Genomic DNA, 17,453 nt, shown 5'->3' on the forward strand with positions numbered 1-17,453 from the left:
TGCTTCTCAAAGTTTGCGCTTCGGAATCACGGTCGTGTCCAGCACCTCTCCTTGCATGTTTTTGAACTGCACCTGCATGGTCGGTTCTCCACGCTGAAAGGTGAGCAGGAGGTAATTGTCCTGCTGGGCAAAGAACTTGGATTGAGGGTCTTTGTACGGGCTGCCATCGCCTTTCAGGCAGGTGTTGAAGTAGGGCAGGCCACCCTTGAGTTCAGCGCGATCTGCGAAGTAACCAAAACCTGTGACAAGGGCACTGCCTTTAACGAATTCCTCATGCCACAGGCCCTTCGTCAGTCCCTGCACGGCAGTCTGTTTTTCATTCATGAGGGTGAAAACAAAACCCGCCTTGGTTTGCGCCATGAGATCCCGGTACTCAAGGAACTGGGCGGAGCTGGCATCATACGGGTGGCAGGTCTGCCAGGTCGTGCCGAAGTCCTGGATGTGGTTGAGGTCTAGGGCGATGAAACGGAGGTCAAAATCGGGCAGGTCAAAGTGCCACTTCCACTCATCACCGGGCAGCGCGAAGAACTCGCGGTAAGCGCTGGCCTCGATGTCATAGACGGCATGGGCGGGTGGCTTGGGGCCACGAGGGGTGATCTCGCGGTCGTGATTGCCGAGGATAGGGAGGAAAGGTAGGGAGCGAAAGAGGGCGGGCTGTTGATCTATCAAAGCGCTGAAGGCGCGGGTGCCTTCGCGGCCTTTTTCATGCAGGCTGGCCACGTTGTCGCCAGCACTTAAAAGCAAATGCGGGTCATCTCTGAGCACGGCACTGAAGTCTGTGACTTTGGAATAACCCCAGTCTGCCACGATGATGACACGGAGGGTGTCCTTCGAGTAGTTTTTGAAAGTGGCGACTCTGGAGACGTCATCTCCGCTGCGAACGCGGTAATGGCAGAGGCCCTCTTTGAAATCGAGGGGAATCTTGACGTGATGCAAGGTCACCTTGTCCTCAAGGATCACCTTTTGGCCGAGAGCGGAGGTGGGACCAAACTCGACCACGGAGTCTCCTGGGGCCTGCGTTTCCCAGTTGATGACCATTTGGTTAGGCTGATTTGACGGATGACTGAGCCAGATGCGCTCGATGGACCCGGCCTGCAGGCCGGAGGTGAAAAGGCTGAGGGAGGCAAGGGCGCGGAGAAGAGTCATGCAGGGGAAAGAAGCTGGCGGATGCCTGCGCTCATGAGATCATAGGTGGCGGGAGAGCCATTGGCCACGGAAACTTCGTAACCGCCCTGGGGGAAGGCTTCCTTCGTGGGGATGTACCATGCCCCACCGTCTCCGTATGCTGCCGTGGCGACAAAGCGCCCCGGCTGCATCTGCTGGGCGCGGAGTTGGTATTCCAAGAAGGACTCTGCGGGCAGGTGCAGCATGGAGATGTCATTCACATGCAGGGCGCTCAGGATGATGGGGGTGCCCTGGGTGATGCGCTCCATCCAGCCAAGGCGCATGGCGGAACGGATGCGGTTGGCAGATGAGTTTTTGGCATCGGCCAGAGAGGCGCGCTCACCTTCTAGGGTGAAGACCGGATTGACGGCGGGGAGCAAGTCATGGGTCTGCCATTTCACCTGAGTGATGGGTTGGGGTTTCAGGTTTTGTTCCGAAGCGACGATGCCTTCATAGATCCGCTGCGTGAGCTGGACCCGGGCCTCCGGTGTGCCATCGTTGTATTTGCCAGCGGCAATGTTTCCCGAAGCCCCGGTGAAATAGATGTGCGTGCAGTCAGGTTCCTCTTTCTGCCGTTGTTTGCGGGCGAGGCCCACGAAGTCACTGCTCACGTGCCCTTTGCCATAATGGCTCATGGGATGAGTGGCGTAGTAGTGGCAGGCCAGCACTTTTTTATCGCCATCGTAAAAAGCGACGGTCTTGAGCATCGGGTCAATGAGGCCCTCGGTAAGCGCGATCAATTCAGCATCTTTGCAGGCGCTGCCACGCATTTTGGAAACTTTGCCGTCAGGACCGATCGCTACCCGCCGGTTGGAGGCCACCTTGTCCACCTTTCCCTCACCTTGGGCGATGTGGGTGAGGGCCCGTGAGTGCGGCAGGGCGGCCTTCACAGCTTCACCAGCGCGTTTAAGGCAATCTTTAAAAAAGGGCAACTGTACCAGTGAGAGCCCTGCATTTTGTTGGGCGGCAAGTTCTTCCCCACGCAGGCACACAAAGGGCGCATCATGTTGATGCACGCATTGCACAGCTACCCTCTCAGGGGTGGTGCCTGCGGCCTGAGCCAGAGCAGTCCGCCAAGCTAGATGGGCTTCATTCAACAGCCCCGTCCAGTCCACAGCACAGACGACAATCGGCTCCCCGGCACCGAGCAGGACGTAGCCGATGGCCTCCAGAGAATCTTCGCAGTCCACGACGGGCGTGATCCAGCCGCCACACAGTGGATGGCCTGCCGGCGGCGTGACATCGAAGCGGAATGGGGCGATGCGCAGCCCCGACGCTTTCTCCGCCGCAGCCAGCCAAGGGGTCGTGACGGCCAGTGAGGCTTGAAGGAGACGGCGGCGGGTGAAGGAATTCATGCGGGTGCCAAAATACGCTTCTGGGCACCCGTTTCTCCCAACGGATGCTACGCATCGCGCAGCAGGATGGCATCCACATTGATGCCGTCATAGAGCGCATCGCTGAGGATGACTAACGGGTCGCCCACTTTGACGTAACCATGCTTCCGCAGCATCTCGATGGCGTCGCGGATGGCTTTCTCGGGATTGCCTTCTTCAAAAGCCAGCACAAAGGGCTGCACGCCGCGTGCGGTGACCAGGGTGCGGCTGACGTGGAGGTGCGGCGTGAAAGCAAAGATGGAGGCGAACTCCGGGCGTTGATGCGCCAGCAGGTGGGCCATGACACCACGCAGGGTGAAGACCAGGAGTTTGGAATTTGGGATGCTATTGGCCAGCAGGATGGCGGCTTTGACGGTCTTGTGCTTATTGGTCTTCAGCGGTGCATCGCTGGCGAAACGGCCAGAGGGGTACTTTTGCTCAATGCGGCGGATGACGGTGTCCAGCACCTCCACGCATTTTTCGGGGTAGCGACCGACACTGGTCTCCCCGCTCAGCATCACGCAGTCCACTTGCTCGATAACGGCATTGAAGATGTCTGTTACCTCCGCACGGGTCGGCACGGGGTTTTCGATCATGCTTTCCAGCATCTGCGTAGCCACGATGACCTTGCGGCCATGGTAGGAGCAGCGCTCCACGATGTGGCGCTGGATCAGCGGCAGGTCTTCGATGGGGCATTCGCTGCCGAGATCGCCACGGGCCACCATGATGCCGCCGCTGGCCTCCACCAGGGTATCTATGTTTTGCAGGGCCTGCTGGTTTTCGATCTTGGCGATCACGCGTGCCTTGCTGCCTTTTTGCTCCAGCAGCAGTTGCAGGTGCTGAATGTGGGCGGGTTCGCGGGCAAAGCTGAGGGCAAAGTAGTCCACCCCGAGTTCACATCCCAGGTCCAGATCCGCGTAGTCCTTTTGAGTCAAAGGTGGCAGGCGCACAGGCACACCGGGGAGATTGATATGGCGGCGGGATTTCATCTCGCCCTTCGTGAGGACGGTGCCGATGACCCGCTTGTCACTGATTTCGGTGGCCTTGATCTGGATCATGCCGCCGTCCACCATGATGATGTCTCCCACCTTGAGGTCCTTGCCCAGCTCGGGATAGTTGACAGTGACGGAGAGGGGCACCGTAGCGGCCAAATCGGGCTTGCAGCGGAATTCCACCCAGTCACCCACCTGGAGCTGCCAGGGCTGCTCCACATCCCCGGTGCGGATGCTGGGGCCAGTGAGGTCCATGAGGACGGAGATTTCTTTGGCCCCTTTGGCCGCAGCTTCGCGGATGCGGCCATAAACCATGCGCACCCAGTCGTGCGAGGCATGGCTCATGTTGAGGCGGAAGATATCCGCGCCCTTTTCCATGAGGTTAAGGATGACTTCAGCGGACTCGGTGGCAGGCCCGAGGGTGCAAAGGATCTTGGTTTTACGCATGTGCGGCATGGTTGAAGGGGGGGCCGGGAGATTCAAGCGGCAATCCTGCCATGAAGCATGAGACAGGCCATGGTTACGATGCAGTCAGCAAGACCTCAGATTGCCCAAGAATGGGGTCCCTCCGGCGATCATCCCTGCCTGTCCGACTACAGCCAGATCATGAGCTGCTGCACGAGGTCCTTGGTCTGGGTGACGCGGTATTCGTCGCCGGCTTGGAGGCGGACTTTGTTGCCGGTGCTGCTGTTGTTGAACTCAAAGAGGACGGGTAGCTCGCCAGGGAACTGGGTGAGGACTTCGTGGATCCGGTCGAGGTCAATCTGGCTGTGGCGGCGGCAGTCCAGGCGCAGCAGCAGGGGTTTGGGCGGGGCCGGGGGCGGTGGGGGCTTGACGGGGGCTTCCACCCCAGCTTCACCGGCATTGGCCACGCGGGCTTTTTTAGGGGAGAGGGGCTTGGCATCGCCGAGGGTGAGGCGGTTGCCCTCCGTACGCTGGTCCTTCATGCAGCGGCAGCGCAGGCCCAGTACGGCACCGACTTTGAGGAATTCTTTGAACTTCTCATACTCGTCACTCCAGACCATCATCTCGATCTGACCCGTGAAGTCTTCGAAGGTGAAGGTGGCGAAGGGGCGGTTGTCCTTTTTCGAGTATTTGACGTCCAGGCTGTTGACGATCCCGGCGATGAAAACCGTCTGCGGTTTGGCGCTGGTGTCCACTTCTTCCAGGGCGATGATCTTCGTGAGTTTGCTGGATTCGAAGTTGCCACGGTAGCTGTCCAGAGGGTGGCCGCTGACGTAGAATCCGAGCAGCTCTTTTTCAAAGGCCAGGGTCTCATCCATCGTCCAGGGTGTGATCGGCACCTGGGCGGCGGCCTTTTTAGGCGGGGCCATGGCAAAGTCATCAAAGAGGCCACCTTGGCCGGCTTTTTTGTCCCTTTGCGCGGAGGCGGCGGAGGCGAGCACCTGCTCCAACTTCGCAAAGAGGGAGGCCCGGTGTTCTTTGGTGAAATCAAAGGCGCCCGACTTCACCAAGGCTTCGAGCAACTTCTTGTTCACGGCACGGGTGTCCATGCGCGCAGCAAAGTCTTCGAGGCTTTTGAAGGGACCGTTTTTCTCGCGCTCTTCGATGGCGGCAGCCATGGCCCCTTCACCGACGTTTTTCACCGCGCTGAGGCCGAAGCGAATGGCATTGGGCCCCTCAATGTTGGGGTCGGCGTCCTTGGTGCGCTCAGGCGAAAACTTGAGGAGTGAGCGATTGATATCGGGCGGCAAAATGGCCATGCCCATGCGCAGGGATTCGCTGACGAAGTTGGCGATCTTGTCCGTGTTGCTGACTTCCAGGCTGAGCACGCCCGTCATGAACTCGACGGGGTAATTGGCCTTCAAGTAGGCCGTGCGATAGGTCACGATCCCGTAGGCGGCGGAGTGCGATTTGTTGAAACCATACTGGGCGAATTTTTCGAGCAAGTCGAAGACCGCGTTGGCCTGTTTGTCGCCGATGTCGTTGGTCTTTTTACAGCCTTCGACGAAGGCGATACGTTGCCGAGCCATCTCGGCCAGGTCCTTCTTACCCATGGCTCGGCGCAGCAAGTCGGCCTGACCGAGGGTGAAGCCAGCCAGCAAGTTGGCGGCCTGCTGCACCTGCTCCTGGTAAACCAAAATCCCGTAAGTTTCCTTGGCGATCTTCTCCAGCAGCGGGTGTGGGTACTCCACTTCTTCCAGTCCCTTTTTACGCTGAATGTAGTCGGGAATGAACTGCATGGGCCCCGGACGGTAGAGGGCCAAGATAGCGATGATCTCCTCGATCTTGTCCGGACCGAGCTGTTTGCAGGTATTGATCATCCCGCCAGATTCCATCTGGAACACGGCGACTGTTTCGCCCCGTTGCAGCATCTCGAAGGTCTTCACATCATCCAACGGTGCGTCGGAGGTGTTGAAGCCGGGCACGCGTTTTTGCACCCACTGCTCCGCCTCCTGGATGACCGTCAGCGTTTTCAGGCCCAGGAAGTCCATCTTGAGCATGCCCAGTTCTGTGAGCGGCTTCATGGCAAACTGGGAGACGATTTCCTCTTCGTTGCCGCGAGTCAGGGCGATGAAATCGTAAAGGGGCCGATCTCCGATAACGACGCCTGCCGCGTGGATGCCCGTGCCACGGGTGATGCCTTCCAGGAAGGTGGCGTGCTTCCACAGCTCTTGGGCGTTGCTATCGTTTTCGATGTAGGCCTTGAGCTCCGGATTTTTGTCAATGGCTCCATCAATGTGGATCATTTTCCCCGTGGCTTTATCCTTCTTGTCCTCACCCGCGAGCGTGATGTTCAGCTCCGTGGGGATCATCTTGGAAAGGCGGTCTGCATCGCCATAGCTCCAGCCGAGCACACGGCCGACATCGCGCACCACGGACTTCGCACCCATGGTACCAAAGGTGATGATGTGGCTGACGCTGAGGTCGCCATACTTTTCACGCACATACTGAATGACCTCACCACGACGGGTCTGGCAAAAGTCGATGTCGATATCGGGCGGGCTGACGCGTTCCGGGTTGAGGAATCGCTCAAACACCAGTTCAAAGCGCAGCGGATCAATGTCCGTGATGCCGAGCACGAAAGCGACGACGGAACCTGCAGCCGAACCACGCCCTGGACCCACGGGAATGCCGTGTTCACGGGCCCAGTTGATGAAGTCCCACACGATGAGGAAGTAACTGGTGAAGTTCTTTTCTGCGAGCAGGGCAAGTTCGTAATCGAGACGTTTGCGCAGGGCTTCATCATTGAGCGCGCGGTCACGCCCGTAACGACGAATGAGGCCTTCTTCGCAAAGGTGACGCAGGTAGGCGACGCGGTCGGGCCAGTTTCCCTCCACCCCTTGCATGGGATATTGGGGGTAACGGTCAATGCTGGTGGAGTCCAGGCGGATGTCCAGATGGCAGCGTTCGGCGATCTCCAAGGTGGCATCGCAGGCCTCCGGATTCTCGCGGAAAAGCGCGCGCATTTCCTGGGCGGTTTTGAAGTACACCTCGGGAGAATAGGTGACGCGGTTGACGTCGTGCACGTTAGCCCCAGACCCGACACAGATGAGGATGTCGTGGCTTTCATGATCTTCGCGATTCATGAAATGCACGTCGTTGGTGGCCACCGTCTTCAGGTCGTACTGCTTGCCCCACTGGATGAGTTGGCGGGCGGCAGTGCGCTGCTGCTCCATTCCATGATCCGTGAGTTCCAAGTAGAAATTCTCTGGGCCGAAGATGTCGCGGAATTCGATCAGGCTTTTTTCGGCCTCGTCTTTGCGGTCCGTCAGCAGGAGTTGGTTGATCTCGCCATTGAGGCAGCCGCTGAGGGCGATGATGCCTTTGCTGTATTGTCGCAGCAGGGCTTTATCCATGCGCGGCGTATCGCCGAATTTACCGAAGAGATGCGCCTCGGTGACGATGCGGGAGAGGTTTTCATAACCTTCGTTGCTTGAGGCGAGTAAGGTGAGGTGGGAGGCACTTTTTCGGCCCTGCACCTCCTTCTTCTCATGCATGGAGCCGGGGGCTAGATAGACCTCGCAGCCCAGGATGGGTTTCACCTTGGCCTTTTTGGCCGCCATGTAGAAATCAATGGCCCCGTAGAGGTTGCCATGGTCCGTCACGGCCACCGCAGGCATCTCCAGCTCTTTCGTGCGGGAGACGAGGTCATCTATGCGGACCGCGCCATCGAGGAGAGAGTATTCAGAGTGGAGATGAAGGTGGACAAAGGAATCTGCCATTGGCCTGCCTAGGGTAGCCAGAAGGACGCACTTTTCTCTCCAAAAATGCACCGGGCTGGAGATTCATCTCCAGCCCTGCTGCCAGCAGCCTCACAGCTCGATTTTCATGGCCGGTGGCGGCTTCAGTTTGATGACGGGCTGTTCATCGGCATCTCCCTCATCCACGCCCACGGGGACGGCGCGCAGGATGGGGGTGCCATCGTCATTGACTGGACGGGCCCGCAGGATGGGCTTCTCCGCGTTGTAAGGATCGGCCCCGAGGATGATGGGGTCTTGGAGGTGGACGGCCTCGATGTTGGCAAACTTACCCGCCTGCGCGAGCAGGGCAGAGTCAGCCGTCTGGGTGATGGCCTGGTGAAAGGCCTGCAAGTCGGCTGGCAAGCCCTCCCCTGTGTGGACGGGGCAGGTGGTGTTAAAGCTGGTGCCGGGGCGCAGATACTCGGAGTAAGTGCTGCGGACGGAGCGCTCCACCCCATCTGGACCCTTGACCTTGTCATAGCAGAAGTCGGTCGCCCGTAGGCCACTGACGCGGCAGATCTCGATGCGCTCAGCAGACTCGGGTGGATTGATGTCCTGGGGGGCGCGGCCTTTCGTGGAGGCATTGATGATGTCTGTCCAAATGGGCAGCACGATCTTGTTGGAGAAGGCTCCTGGGTAGATAGTCTTCTGCTTGTCAAAACCCACCCAGACACCGCAGGTGACGGCGGAGGTGTAACCGAGGAACCAGAGATCCTTCGACTCATAATGCGTTCCTGTTTTACCACCTGCCGGGAAGTCTCCCAGTCCATATTCGATGGAGGGCGAACCCGTACCCCGGTGCAGGGCCTCGGAGAGGCAGGTATGCGTCTGGTAAGCGGCGATCTCGTCCATGGCACGAACGGGTTGCAGGGTTTTTTCGTCGAGCTGGAAGACCGTTTTGCCCCGGAAGTCCGTGATGCGCTGGATCAGGTGCTGCTTGGCCGGGCGCTTGCCCAGGGTGGGGAAGCAGGAGTAGGCCAGGCACATTTCATCCAGCTTGGATTCAGTGGCCCCGAGGAAGGTGGAGGGGAACTCGCGCAGCTCGGTACTGATGCCGGCGCGTTTGGTGAAGTCGCGGAAGTCCTGGCGGATGCGGCCACCCTCGAGGGCCACTCGTTCGCCCAGGCGGACGGTGGCAGAGTTGTGGGAACCGACCAGGGCCTCGCGAGCGCTGATGGGGTTGCGGGACCATTTGGGATCATCCACTTCCATGCCCCACTCACCCAGAATCCCTGTCAGGCCGCCGATCATCACGCGGCGATTGTCCAGGGGCTCATCCGCCAGTGGGGTCATGGGAAAGTAACCTGGCTTTGAAAAAGCGGCGGCGTAAACAAAAGGGGTGAAGGCTGTGCCCACGGGGCGGACGCCGTCGGTAGCGCGGTTGTATTGGCTGTCAATGAAGTCACGGCCCCCCACCATGGCCAGGATGGAACCATCGCTGTTATCCATGACGATGGCGGCGCCCTGGAGGTATTCGGGCATGGGACGTTTCTCGTCTTGGCTCAGGGTGCCCTGATTTTTTTTCTTGAACCACTCGCCCAGGATGCCGCGGAACTGGGTGTAAGTCTGGTGAGCATAACCGTTGCGCGCTTCCACTTCAGCGAGGCGTTTTTTCATGGCGGTTTCCGCCGCCTTTTGCAGGTCTTTGTCAATGCTGGTGTAGATCTGGAATCCGCCGATGGAGGCGCGCTCTTCACCGACCAGAGAGACGACTTCCTGCCGTACTTCGTCAAACACGTAGCTTAGCCTGGGATCACTGCTCTGGGGTGTGGTGACCATGGGCTTCAGCTTCAGGCGTTCGGCCTCGTCGCGTTGCAGGCTGCCTTCGATGACCATGCGCTCTAGGACGTAATTGCGCTCTTTGATGGCACGTTCAGGATGGCGGATGGGCTCGATGTTATTGGGGCTTTTGATCAGGCCGGCGATGGTGGCGCATTCTTCGATGGCGAGGTCCTTGGCGTCTTTGCCAAAGTAGCCCTGGGCAGCAGCCTGGATGCCATAGAAGTTTTTGCCGAAGAAGATGCGGTTCAGATACAGTTCCAGGATCTCGCTCTTGGTGAACTTGCGCTCAATGCGCTGAGCCACAAAGGCTTCCATGATCTTGCGTTTGTAGCTCTTTTCCATCAGGCCAAAGGTCTGGCGGGCGAGCTGCTGGGTGATGGTGCTGGCACCTTGGGTGACTTCCCCGGCTTTGAAGTTGAGGTAAACGGCACGCACAAGACCGATGTAGTCCACCCCATCATGCTGGAAGAAGCGGCTGTCTTCCTGGGCCGTCAGTGCATTGATGAAATCTTGGGGCACTTCCTTGATCGGTACGGGAGTGCGGTTTAGCACGTAGATGCGGGAGAGTTCCTCGCCATTGCGGTCATAGATGATGCTGGCAGCTTCCAGCTTGCGGATCTCTTCCAGGTCATACTGCTCTGCCTTTTCACGGAGAGGGGCCACGACGACGGCATAGATGCCCAGCACTGCGACACTGGCGAGAATGATGAGCGCCATGAGGGCACTGAACCAGACACGCCGGTAGAAAGGGAGTTTCAGGCCGGACTCGCCGCGCCAGTTCGTCTGGGGTTTAGGTTCCAAATCTTTGCCGAACATGAGGAGATGCCCTTGATTGCAAGGGGTGGTAATCTAATGGCAGTGACGCCACCCCGCCACTTGTTTCCCAATGACCCCGCTGACAAGCATTTTGCAAGACACTCTGGCCGCCTCGTCCGAGGCGCGGCTGACCTTTGCCGAAGTGATGCAGGCAGCGCTCTACCACCCGGAGCACGGGTACTATGGTCCTGGCCCGAGGCGCATTGGCCGCAGTGGAGATTTTTACACGGCTGTCTCCGTGGGGCCTCTGTACGGTCGCCTTTTGGGGAATTTGGCGCAGCAGGTGCAGGCAGAACTGGGAAACCCGGCGGATTTTGCCGTGATCGAACAGGCCGCGCACGATGGGCAACTGGCCGAGGATGTGTTGTCCACCACCGAGTTTTCCTACTGGATTGTCGAGCCGAATCCGCGCTATGAAGCGGTGCAGCGGCAGCGGCTCGTGCCATTTGGCGAAAGGGTCCGTTGGGTCTCATCTCTCGCGGATTTGCCTGCTATCCCGGCCCTATTCCTCAGCAATGAACTGCCGGATGCCATGCCCGTCCACCTCGTCCAGTGGGATGGCGAGGTATGGCAGGAACTCTGGGTGCAGGCGGAAGGGGCGGCTCTGACCTTTGTGCCGGGGCCACTTTCATCGGAGACACTGGCGGTGGAAAGTGCTCGGCTGCCATGTGACCTGCCTGTAGGCTACACCACCGAGGTGAATCTGGCGGCGCTGGCCTGGATGCAGGAAGTGGCGGAGGCTCCGTTTCACGGAGTGGTTTACATCGCCGATTATGGTTTTGACGACCAGGAGCTGTATGCTCCCGAGCGCACGACGGGCACGCTGCGTCGCTACCAAAAACATCAGACGGATGATCGGGTGCTGGAAGACTTGGGCGAGTGTGATCTGACCACGCATGTCAATTTCAACCGCTTGAGTGAGGTGGCTGAATCGCGTGGGATGACAGTTCGAGATTATGAGCTGCAAGGTCGCTTCCTGGGCAAGCTGGGCCTGCCCGTGCTGGCCGCGCTGGAGGGCCGCATGGATGCTGCCACCAAGGCACTTTTGCGGCAGTATCATTCCCTGACGCACCCGGCCTTCATGGGGCGTTCGTTTCGCATCTTGAGCCTGAATAAAGGGGCTGGGGCGAGGTAGATCACCTTTGTGTTTAGCGCATCCTAGACCACTCGATGGCCCCTCACCTCTGGCGCACTCCCTGTAAACGAGGCGAGGGAGGATGTTTTTTGGACTCCGTTCGTTAATGACTAATCGGCCTTGTTGGCTTGGTCACATCGAGTTCCCGATGCCAGCTCCGGTTTGGTTCAAGAGGAAAGACGACTACAAGCCTTTGACCTGCGTCTTCACGCGCACCAGGAACATGTCTGCGGTGACGTACATGACGTCTTTTTCGGGACCGCCCCAGGCGCAGTTGCCGGTGTTTTGGCCAGTAAGGATGGTGCCCAGGTGTTTGCCTTCAGGGCTGATGATCAGCACGCCGCCGGGGCCGGTGGTCCAGACGTTGCCCAGGGTATCCACCTTCATGCCATCGCAACCGCCTTTCCGCTCAGCGGACTTCAGGGGATGAGCGTGGAAGAAGAGGCGCCCATTTTTCACACTGCCATCGGCCTGGAGATCATAGGCCATGAGGCGGGTGTCATCCTTGTCGGAAACGGCGATGTAGAGGGTCTTTTCATCGGGGCTGAGGGCGATGCCATTCGGCCAGAGGATGTCCTGGATGATGAGGCTGACTTTGCCATCGGTATCCAGGCGGTAGATGCCGTGATAGGGGGCATCCTGGGGGGTGCCTTTCTTCATGCCATAAGGAGGATCGGTGAAGAAAAGGCTGCCGCTTTTGGCGATGACGAGGTCATTGGGGCTGTTGAAACGTTTGCCCTCAAACTTGTCTGCCAGAGAGGTGAAACTGCCGTCTTTCTCCAGTCTTGCGATTCTGCGCTCGCCATGCTGACAGAGGATGAGGCTGCCCTTGGCATCCACCGCGAGGCCGTTGGAGCCCTGGCCATCGCCACTGAGGCTGCCGCTGGGTTTGAGGACGGTGGTAGCGCTGGCATCGCCTTCTTTCCAGCCGAAGACGGTGTTTTCGGGTACATCGGAAAAGAGGAGCTGGCCGTCTTTCCACACGGGGCCTTCGGACCAGTTGAAACCTGTGGCCAATACTTCGATCTTTGCGTCTGGGGCGATGAGTTTATCCAGGGCAGGGTCTAGCCTCTCGATGCTGCCTTTGAACTCAGGCACGGGTTCAGCAGCGAAGGCAGCCGTGAGGCTCAAAAAGGGAAGCAGGAGGCATTTTTTCATAGAAGGCGAAAGCCTAGCGTGCGGCGTCCTGTCTGGGCAAGCGTTCAGTTGTTCGCACGAATCTTCCACGGCCCATCGTTGGTAGCCCATGCGATTCCTTGCCTGCTGCCTGTGCCTCACGGTTTCTCTTCACGCTGCTCCTGACCTGATTCTGCATCATGGCCGTGTCATCACGGTGGATGAAGCCTTTCGCTATGCCGAAGCGGTGGCTGTGGAGGCCGGGCGCATCGTCGCGGTGGGTGGCAATGACGAGGTGCTGGCGCTGAAGGGTGAAACGACGCAGCTCCTGGATCTGGGTGGCAAGAGCTTGCTGCCGGGTCTCATGGATTCGCATGTGCATCCGGCTGCGGCGATGACGGAGTTTGACCACGAGATTCCGACCATGGAAACCATCGCCGAGGTGCTGACCTACATCCGCACGCGTGTGGCGGCCTCCCAGCCGGGCGACCTCATCGGCCTCCGGCAGATTTTCATCACGCGTTTGGAAGAGCGCCGTTACCCGACGCGGGCTGAACTGGACAAAGTAGCTCCAGAAAATCCCGTGGTCTTTTCCACCGGGCCAGATGCCATGTGCAACAGTCTGGCGCTGAAGCTGGGTAAGATTGATCGTGACTTCAAGCTGCCGGAGGGCCACCCCGGTAAGGTCGAGAAGGATGCCGCAGGCGAACCCACGGGCCTGCTGCGTGGCTTTGCGCCGACGATCAAAGCCCCGCGCAAAGAGAAGTCTCCCTCCGCTGAGGATACTCATCGGCGCACGCTCGAACTGTTCCGTGATTATGCCTCGGTGGGCCTAACCACGATTGCGGACCGAAACTCCAGCTCCAGCCTGCTTTCGCTCTACCAAAAGATGCGGGATCAAAAAGAGCTGCCTGTGCGGGTGCGTGTCTCCATGGGTCTGAATGCGATGAGTCTCTGGCCGGCGATGGTGAAGTCCATGGAGGAGATCATCCAGCATCCACTGACGAAGCCGAATGTGGAGCTGCAAATCATTGGCACGAAGGTGTTTCTGGATGGCGGTATGCTGACGGGCAGCTCATTGATGAGCCAGCCCTGGGGCGTGAGTGAGGCCTATGGCATCAGCGATCCGACTTACCGCGGAGAGCAAAAGATCCCGACGGATCGCCTGCGCCAAATGGTGGCGAAGATCACCGGGGTGGGCCTGCAATTCACCGCGCATTCCGTCGGGGATGCTGCCGTGGCGATGCTGCTGGGCGTGTATGAAGACGCGGACCGTGATGGATCCATCCGTGGCAGCCGCAGCAGCGTCACGCATTGTAATTTCATGCAGCCTGAATCCATCGCTCTAGCGGCGAAGCTGGGCGTGTGTGTGGATTTGCAACCCATCTGGTTGCACATGGATGGCCGCACTTTGACGGGCCATTTTGGTGAGGAAAGGATGAAACATTTCCAGCCCTTGCGTGCCTGTTTTGATCAAAAGGTCATCGTCGGTGGTGGCAGTGACCACATGCAAAAGATCGGCTCCTTTCGCAGTGTGAACCCCTACAATCCTTGGCTGGGCATGTGGACGGCGGTCACGCGCCAAGCTCGCAAACTGGACCGTCCCGTGCACCTCGAAAATGCCCTCACACGGGAAGAGGCACTGCGCCTTTACACGACCAACAATGCCTATCTGCTGAAGCTGGAGACAGAGACTGGCTCCATCAAAAAGGGCAGGCTGGCAGATCTGATCCTGGTGGATCGAGATCCGCTCACCTGCCCCCTTGAAGACCTCCCGCAGACGGTCGTTTTGAAAACTTGGTTAGGCGGGAAAGTGGTGTTTGAGAAGTAAGCTCGTAGAGCCTGCTATTATTCCTTCGGTTTCGTGGTCATCGGGAAGTCATCCGTGCGGAAGGGGGTCACAGGGAGACCTTCGACACTGAGGAGGTTGCACACGGGGTTGTTGGCCCAGGCATAACGGACGGCCACTGGCTTGGCTACTTCCGCGGCGGTCACTTCCACTTTGTCACCGCCCACGATTTTGGCGGTGGCCCACACCCACTTCTTGTCTTCGCCACAGATGGCAAAACCTTTGACCTCGCTCACGTCCACGGTGCGCAAGGTGGAGCCGAAGGTGTCCAGAGTGACGATGGCTTTGTTGCCTGCAATGGCCACGGATTTGTATTCGGGGCTGCGGTAGGGCAGCTTGAAGCCGTAGTCCTTCACCAGAGCGTGGCGGGCGAGACGCTCGGCCACGTCACGTTTGTTTTTCGGGTGAATGTCGTTGGCTTCGCCGAGATCAATGATGACGGCCTGGCCACCGTTTTTGATGGCGTTCTGGGTCTTGGTCTGGCTTTCGCGCAGTTCAGCCCAGGCACTGTCGCCAGGGGTGGGTACTTCAGGCATGAAGTCAGCCAACTGCACCCAGTAGAAGGGGAAATCACCCTGTTTCCACTCTTTGCGCCAATGCTCAATCATGAACGGGAAGAGAGAGCCGTATTCATAGGCGCGTCCGGCATTGGACTCGCCCTGGTACCAGATAGCCCCTTTGATGCCATAGCCGATGGTGGGCAGCAGCACGCCGTTGTAGATGTTTCCAGGGCGGGCATTGCCCGTGAGCCAGCTTTGAGGGGAACTGGGCTGGCGAGGAATAGGTTGGCCAGCTTTTTTGGCTTCGTCGGCCTGGGTCTTCCATTTAGCCAGAGCCACTTCGTAATCCTTTTTGGCCTTCTCAGAGTTCATGGCGGCTTCCGTCTTCACGGTGTTTTCCATGAGGCCTTTGAAGCGTGCGTCTTTCTCCAATTCATCACGCCGTACCCAGGCTTCGGCAGCGCTGCCACCCCAGGCGTTGTTGATCAGGCCCACGGGCACATCCAGCATGCGATGCAGGACGCGACCATAGAAATAACCGACCGCGCTGAACGGGCCCACGGTCTGTGGGGAGCACTCTACCCACTGGCCTTTGAAGTCCTGCTGGGGCTCTTGAGTGCCCACTTGTGGCACGGAGATGAGGCGGATGTTCGGGTATTTCGCCGTGGCGATTTCTAGGTCTGCATCCCAGGAGGCGTTCACGCTCCACTGCATGTTGGACTGGCCGGAGCAGATCCACACCTCACCCACGAGGACGTTTTTCAGCTCGCGGGTATTGGTGCCTTTGATGCCGAGGGTGGCAGGCTGCGCATTGGCAGGTACCGCATCCAGCTTCACGGTCCATTTGCCATCCGCGCCTGCTTTGGCGGTCTTGGTCTGGCCTGCAAAGGTCACGGTCACATCCGTGCCGGGCGTATCCCAGCCCCAGATGGGGTTGGCCTGCTTTTGCTGCAGGACCATGTTATCGCCAATGATGGCGGGTAGTTTGATTTCCGCCCGAGCCGAAAAGGCCAAGGCAGCGAGGAGTGAGGTGAGTGCGAGTGTGCGCATGGATGGGATAAGAGAGCGTGTAGTACGTCATCTCCAAGATGAACCCTTCGTCGATCCGAAAATAATGCATAGCCCTATGAAATAGGTTGCTGATGTAAAATTGACGGCTTTCAAAAAGGATGTATAATTGACATCATGACGCGTACGCAAATCCAGCTTCCCGATGAGCTTTATCGCCGGGCCAAAGCTTTGGCAGAGCAGAAAGAGCTTTCTTTAGCCGAGATTGCTAGACGTGGAATTGAGCTGTTTTTAGCTCGGTTCCCACAGCCGATAGCCGAGCCTCAAAAATGGGTTCTGCCCAAGGTATCTGCGGGTCGCGCCCTGGTTCCTCTGGACAAACTTAGAGACATTTCCAGTGAGGAAGAATCCATGCGAGGTCTCGATCAGTCATGATTGCTCTCGACACGAATATTTTGCTACCAGCTGTCAATCCAGACCACCCAGATCATGCGAAGGCGTTTTTGTTTGTGATGGGTTTACAAGATCGTGATGAGGTGGCTATCTCGGAGTTCGTTTTAGTCGAACTCTACGGATTGTTACGAAATCCAGTGGTGCTTCTCAAGCCTTTAGATGCTCCCGAAGCAGTGGCTGTTTGTGAGGCTTTTCGCTGTCACCCGCGATGGCAAATCTTGGGTTTTCCTCCGGACAGTAAGGTGTTTCATGACCTTTATTGGCCGCACCTAAGAATGAAAAATTTTGCGCGACGAAAAGCTTTTGATTTGAGAATCGCGCTGTCGCTCACTCTTCAAGGAGTCACGGAGTTTGCTACCGTGAACTTGAAGGACTTTGAAGGGATGGGCTTTAAGCGCGTCTGGAATCCTCTCGAAGAATAACCAGGGCTGCCAAACACTACTCCACCCGCTTTGCGCGCGGCTCGCGGGCCACGGTGTCTGGGGCACCTGCGCTGGTGACGAAGGGACCGTCTGCCATGGGGGCGATGCCAGTGAAGCCGACTTCGGGCATGTCGCTGGGTTTGCCGGCGAGGGGGAAGTCTTTGCGCAGGGGGAAGTAGGGGTAACCTTCCCACATGAGGATGCGGCGCAGATCGGGATGACCGGCGAATTTGATGCCCATCATGTCCCAGACTTCACGCTCATGCCAGTCGGCCGTGGGCCAGATGTCACTGACGGTGGCGGGTTCTTCTTCATCGGGGATCTGGGCCTTGATGCGCAGGTGCTGGTGATGGCCGTAGCCATACACTTCATAGACCATTTCAAAACGCGGTTCCTGGCCCATGTGATCCAGGCTGGAGATGTCCACGAGGTAATCGAAGTTCAGCTCGTCACGGCAGTATTTGAGCAGCGATTTCACACTGGTCAAGGAAACTTGCAGGGTGTGCTCGCCCCGAAATTCGGTGGTGCTGAGGACGGCATCGCCGAATTTTTCCTTCAGGGCGGTGACCATTTGCGCGGCGTTCATGATGCGATTCGGTGCGGCTTGTTGTCCTTTTGACGATTTTTGACGGGCCTAA

12 protein-coding genes are annotated in these 17,453 nt (G+C 58.4%); 4 read left to right on the top strand and 8 right to left on the bottom strand.

Annotation, left to right across the window (positions count from 1 at the left end):
- Nucleotides 1–6 precede the first annotated feature (6 nt).
- The 5 genes from HNQ64_RS04535 to HNQ64_RS04555 all read right to left on the bottom strand — a co-directional run bounded on the left by HNQ64_RS04535 (nucleotide 7) and on the right by HNQ64_RS04555 (nucleotide 10,332).
- Nucleotides 7–1,146 carry a metallophosphoesterase family protein gene (locus HNQ64_RS04535; RefSeq protein WP_184205796.1) on the bottom strand — a complete coding sequence of 380 codons (1,140 nt, stop codon included), beginning with the start codon at nucleotides 1,144–1,146 and terminating at the stop codon, nucleotides 7–9.
- Entirely contained in the window at nucleotides 1,143–2,519 is a 1,377-nt protein-coding gene (locus HNQ64_RS04540) for a hypothetical protein (RefSeq protein WP_184205798.1), read from the bottom strand. Before HNQ64_RS04540 ends, HNQ64_RS04535 begins: the two co-directional genes overlap by 4 nt.
- A gap of 47 nt (nucleotides 2,520–2,566) precedes the next feature.
- Nucleotides 2,567–3,985, bottom strand: coding sequence for a pyruvate kinase (gene pyk, locus HNQ64_RS04545; RefSeq protein ID WP_184205800.1), 1,419 nt, complete (start codon nucleotides 3,983–3,985; stop codon nucleotides 2,567–2,569).
- A 137-nt stretch (nucleotides 3,986–4,122) separates the two neighbouring features.
- Nucleotides 4,123–7,716: a DNA polymerase III subunit alpha gene (gene dnaE, locus HNQ64_RS04550; RefSeq protein WP_184205802.1), complete on the bottom strand. Its 3,594-nt coding sequence runs from the start codon at nucleotides 7,714–7,716 to the stop codon at nucleotides 4,123–4,125.
- A 90-nt stretch (nucleotides 7,717–7,806) separates the two neighbouring features.
- Nucleotides 7,807–10,332 (bottom strand): transglycosylase domain-containing protein, encoded by a 2,526-nt coding sequence (locus HNQ64_RS04555; RefSeq protein ID WP_184205811.1) that lies wholly within the window; start codon nucleotides 10,330–10,332, stop codon nucleotides 7,807–7,809.
- A gap of 70 nt (nucleotides 10,333–10,402) precedes the next feature.
- Between HNQ64_RS04555 and HNQ64_RS04560 the strand changes: the two genes are divergently transcribed.
- On the top strand, nucleotides 10,403–11,467 hold the full coding sequence (locus HNQ64_RS04560) for a class I SAM-dependent methyltransferase (protein ID WP_184205813.1): 1,065 nt from the start codon (nucleotides 10,403–10,405) through the stop codon (nucleotides 11,465–11,467).
- A gap of 183 nt (nucleotides 11,468–11,650) precedes the next feature.
- On the opposite strand, the gene HNQ64_RS04565 is transcribed toward HNQ64_RS04560, so the two are convergent.
- A complete protein-coding gene (locus tag HNQ64_RS04565; protein WP_184205815.1) occupies nucleotides 11,651–12,625 on the bottom strand; it encodes an SMP-30/gluconolactonase/LRE family protein in 975 nt (324 codons plus the stop codon).
- Between the two features lie 88 nt (nucleotides 12,626–12,713).
- Between HNQ64_RS04565 and HNQ64_RS04570 the strand changes: the two genes are divergently transcribed.
- Entirely contained in the window at nucleotides 12,714–14,414 is a 1,701-nt protein-coding gene (locus HNQ64_RS04570; protein ID WP_184205817.1) for an amidohydrolase, read from the top strand.
- Between the two features lie 17 nt (nucleotides 14,415–14,431).
- On the opposite strand, the gene HNQ64_RS04575 is transcribed toward HNQ64_RS04570, so the two are convergent.
- Nucleotides 14,432–15,982, bottom strand: coding sequence for a sialate O-acetylesterase (locus HNQ64_RS04575; RefSeq protein WP_184205819.1), 1,551 nt, complete (start codon nucleotides 15,980–15,982; stop codon nucleotides 14,432–14,434).
- A 135-nt stretch (nucleotides 15,983–16,117) separates the two neighbouring features.
- On the opposite strand from HNQ64_RS04575, the gene HNQ64_RS04580 reads away from it, so the two are divergent.
- Together HNQ64_RS04580 and HNQ64_RS04585 are read left to right on the top strand one after the other, a co-directional pair.
- Entirely contained in the window at nucleotides 16,118–16,375 is a 258-nt protein-coding gene (locus tag HNQ64_RS04580) for an antitoxin (RefSeq protein ID WP_184205821.1), read from the top strand.
- On the top strand, nucleotides 16,372–16,815 hold the full coding sequence (locus HNQ64_RS04585) for a PIN domain-containing protein (protein WP_184205823.1): 444 nt from the start codon (nucleotides 16,372–16,374) through the stop codon (nucleotides 16,813–16,815). Before HNQ64_RS04580 ends, HNQ64_RS04585 begins: the two co-directional genes overlap by 4 nt.
- Before the next feature lie 16 nt (nucleotides 16,816–16,831).
- Here HNQ64_RS04585 and HNQ64_RS04590 read toward each other — a convergent pair whose 3' ends face one another.
- Nucleotides 16,832–17,401, bottom strand: coding sequence for an NADH-quinone oxidoreductase subunit C (locus tag HNQ64_RS04590; protein WP_184205825.1), 570 nt, complete (start codon nucleotides 17,399–17,401; stop codon nucleotides 16,832–16,834).
- Nucleotides 17,402–17,453: the final 52 nt, after the last annotated feature.

The organism is Prosthecobacter dejongeii (genome assembly GCF_014203045.1).
GTDB lineage: Bacteria > Verrucomicrobiota > Verrucomicrobiia > Verrucomicrobiales > Verrucomicrobiaceae > Prosthecobacter > Prosthecobacter dejongeii.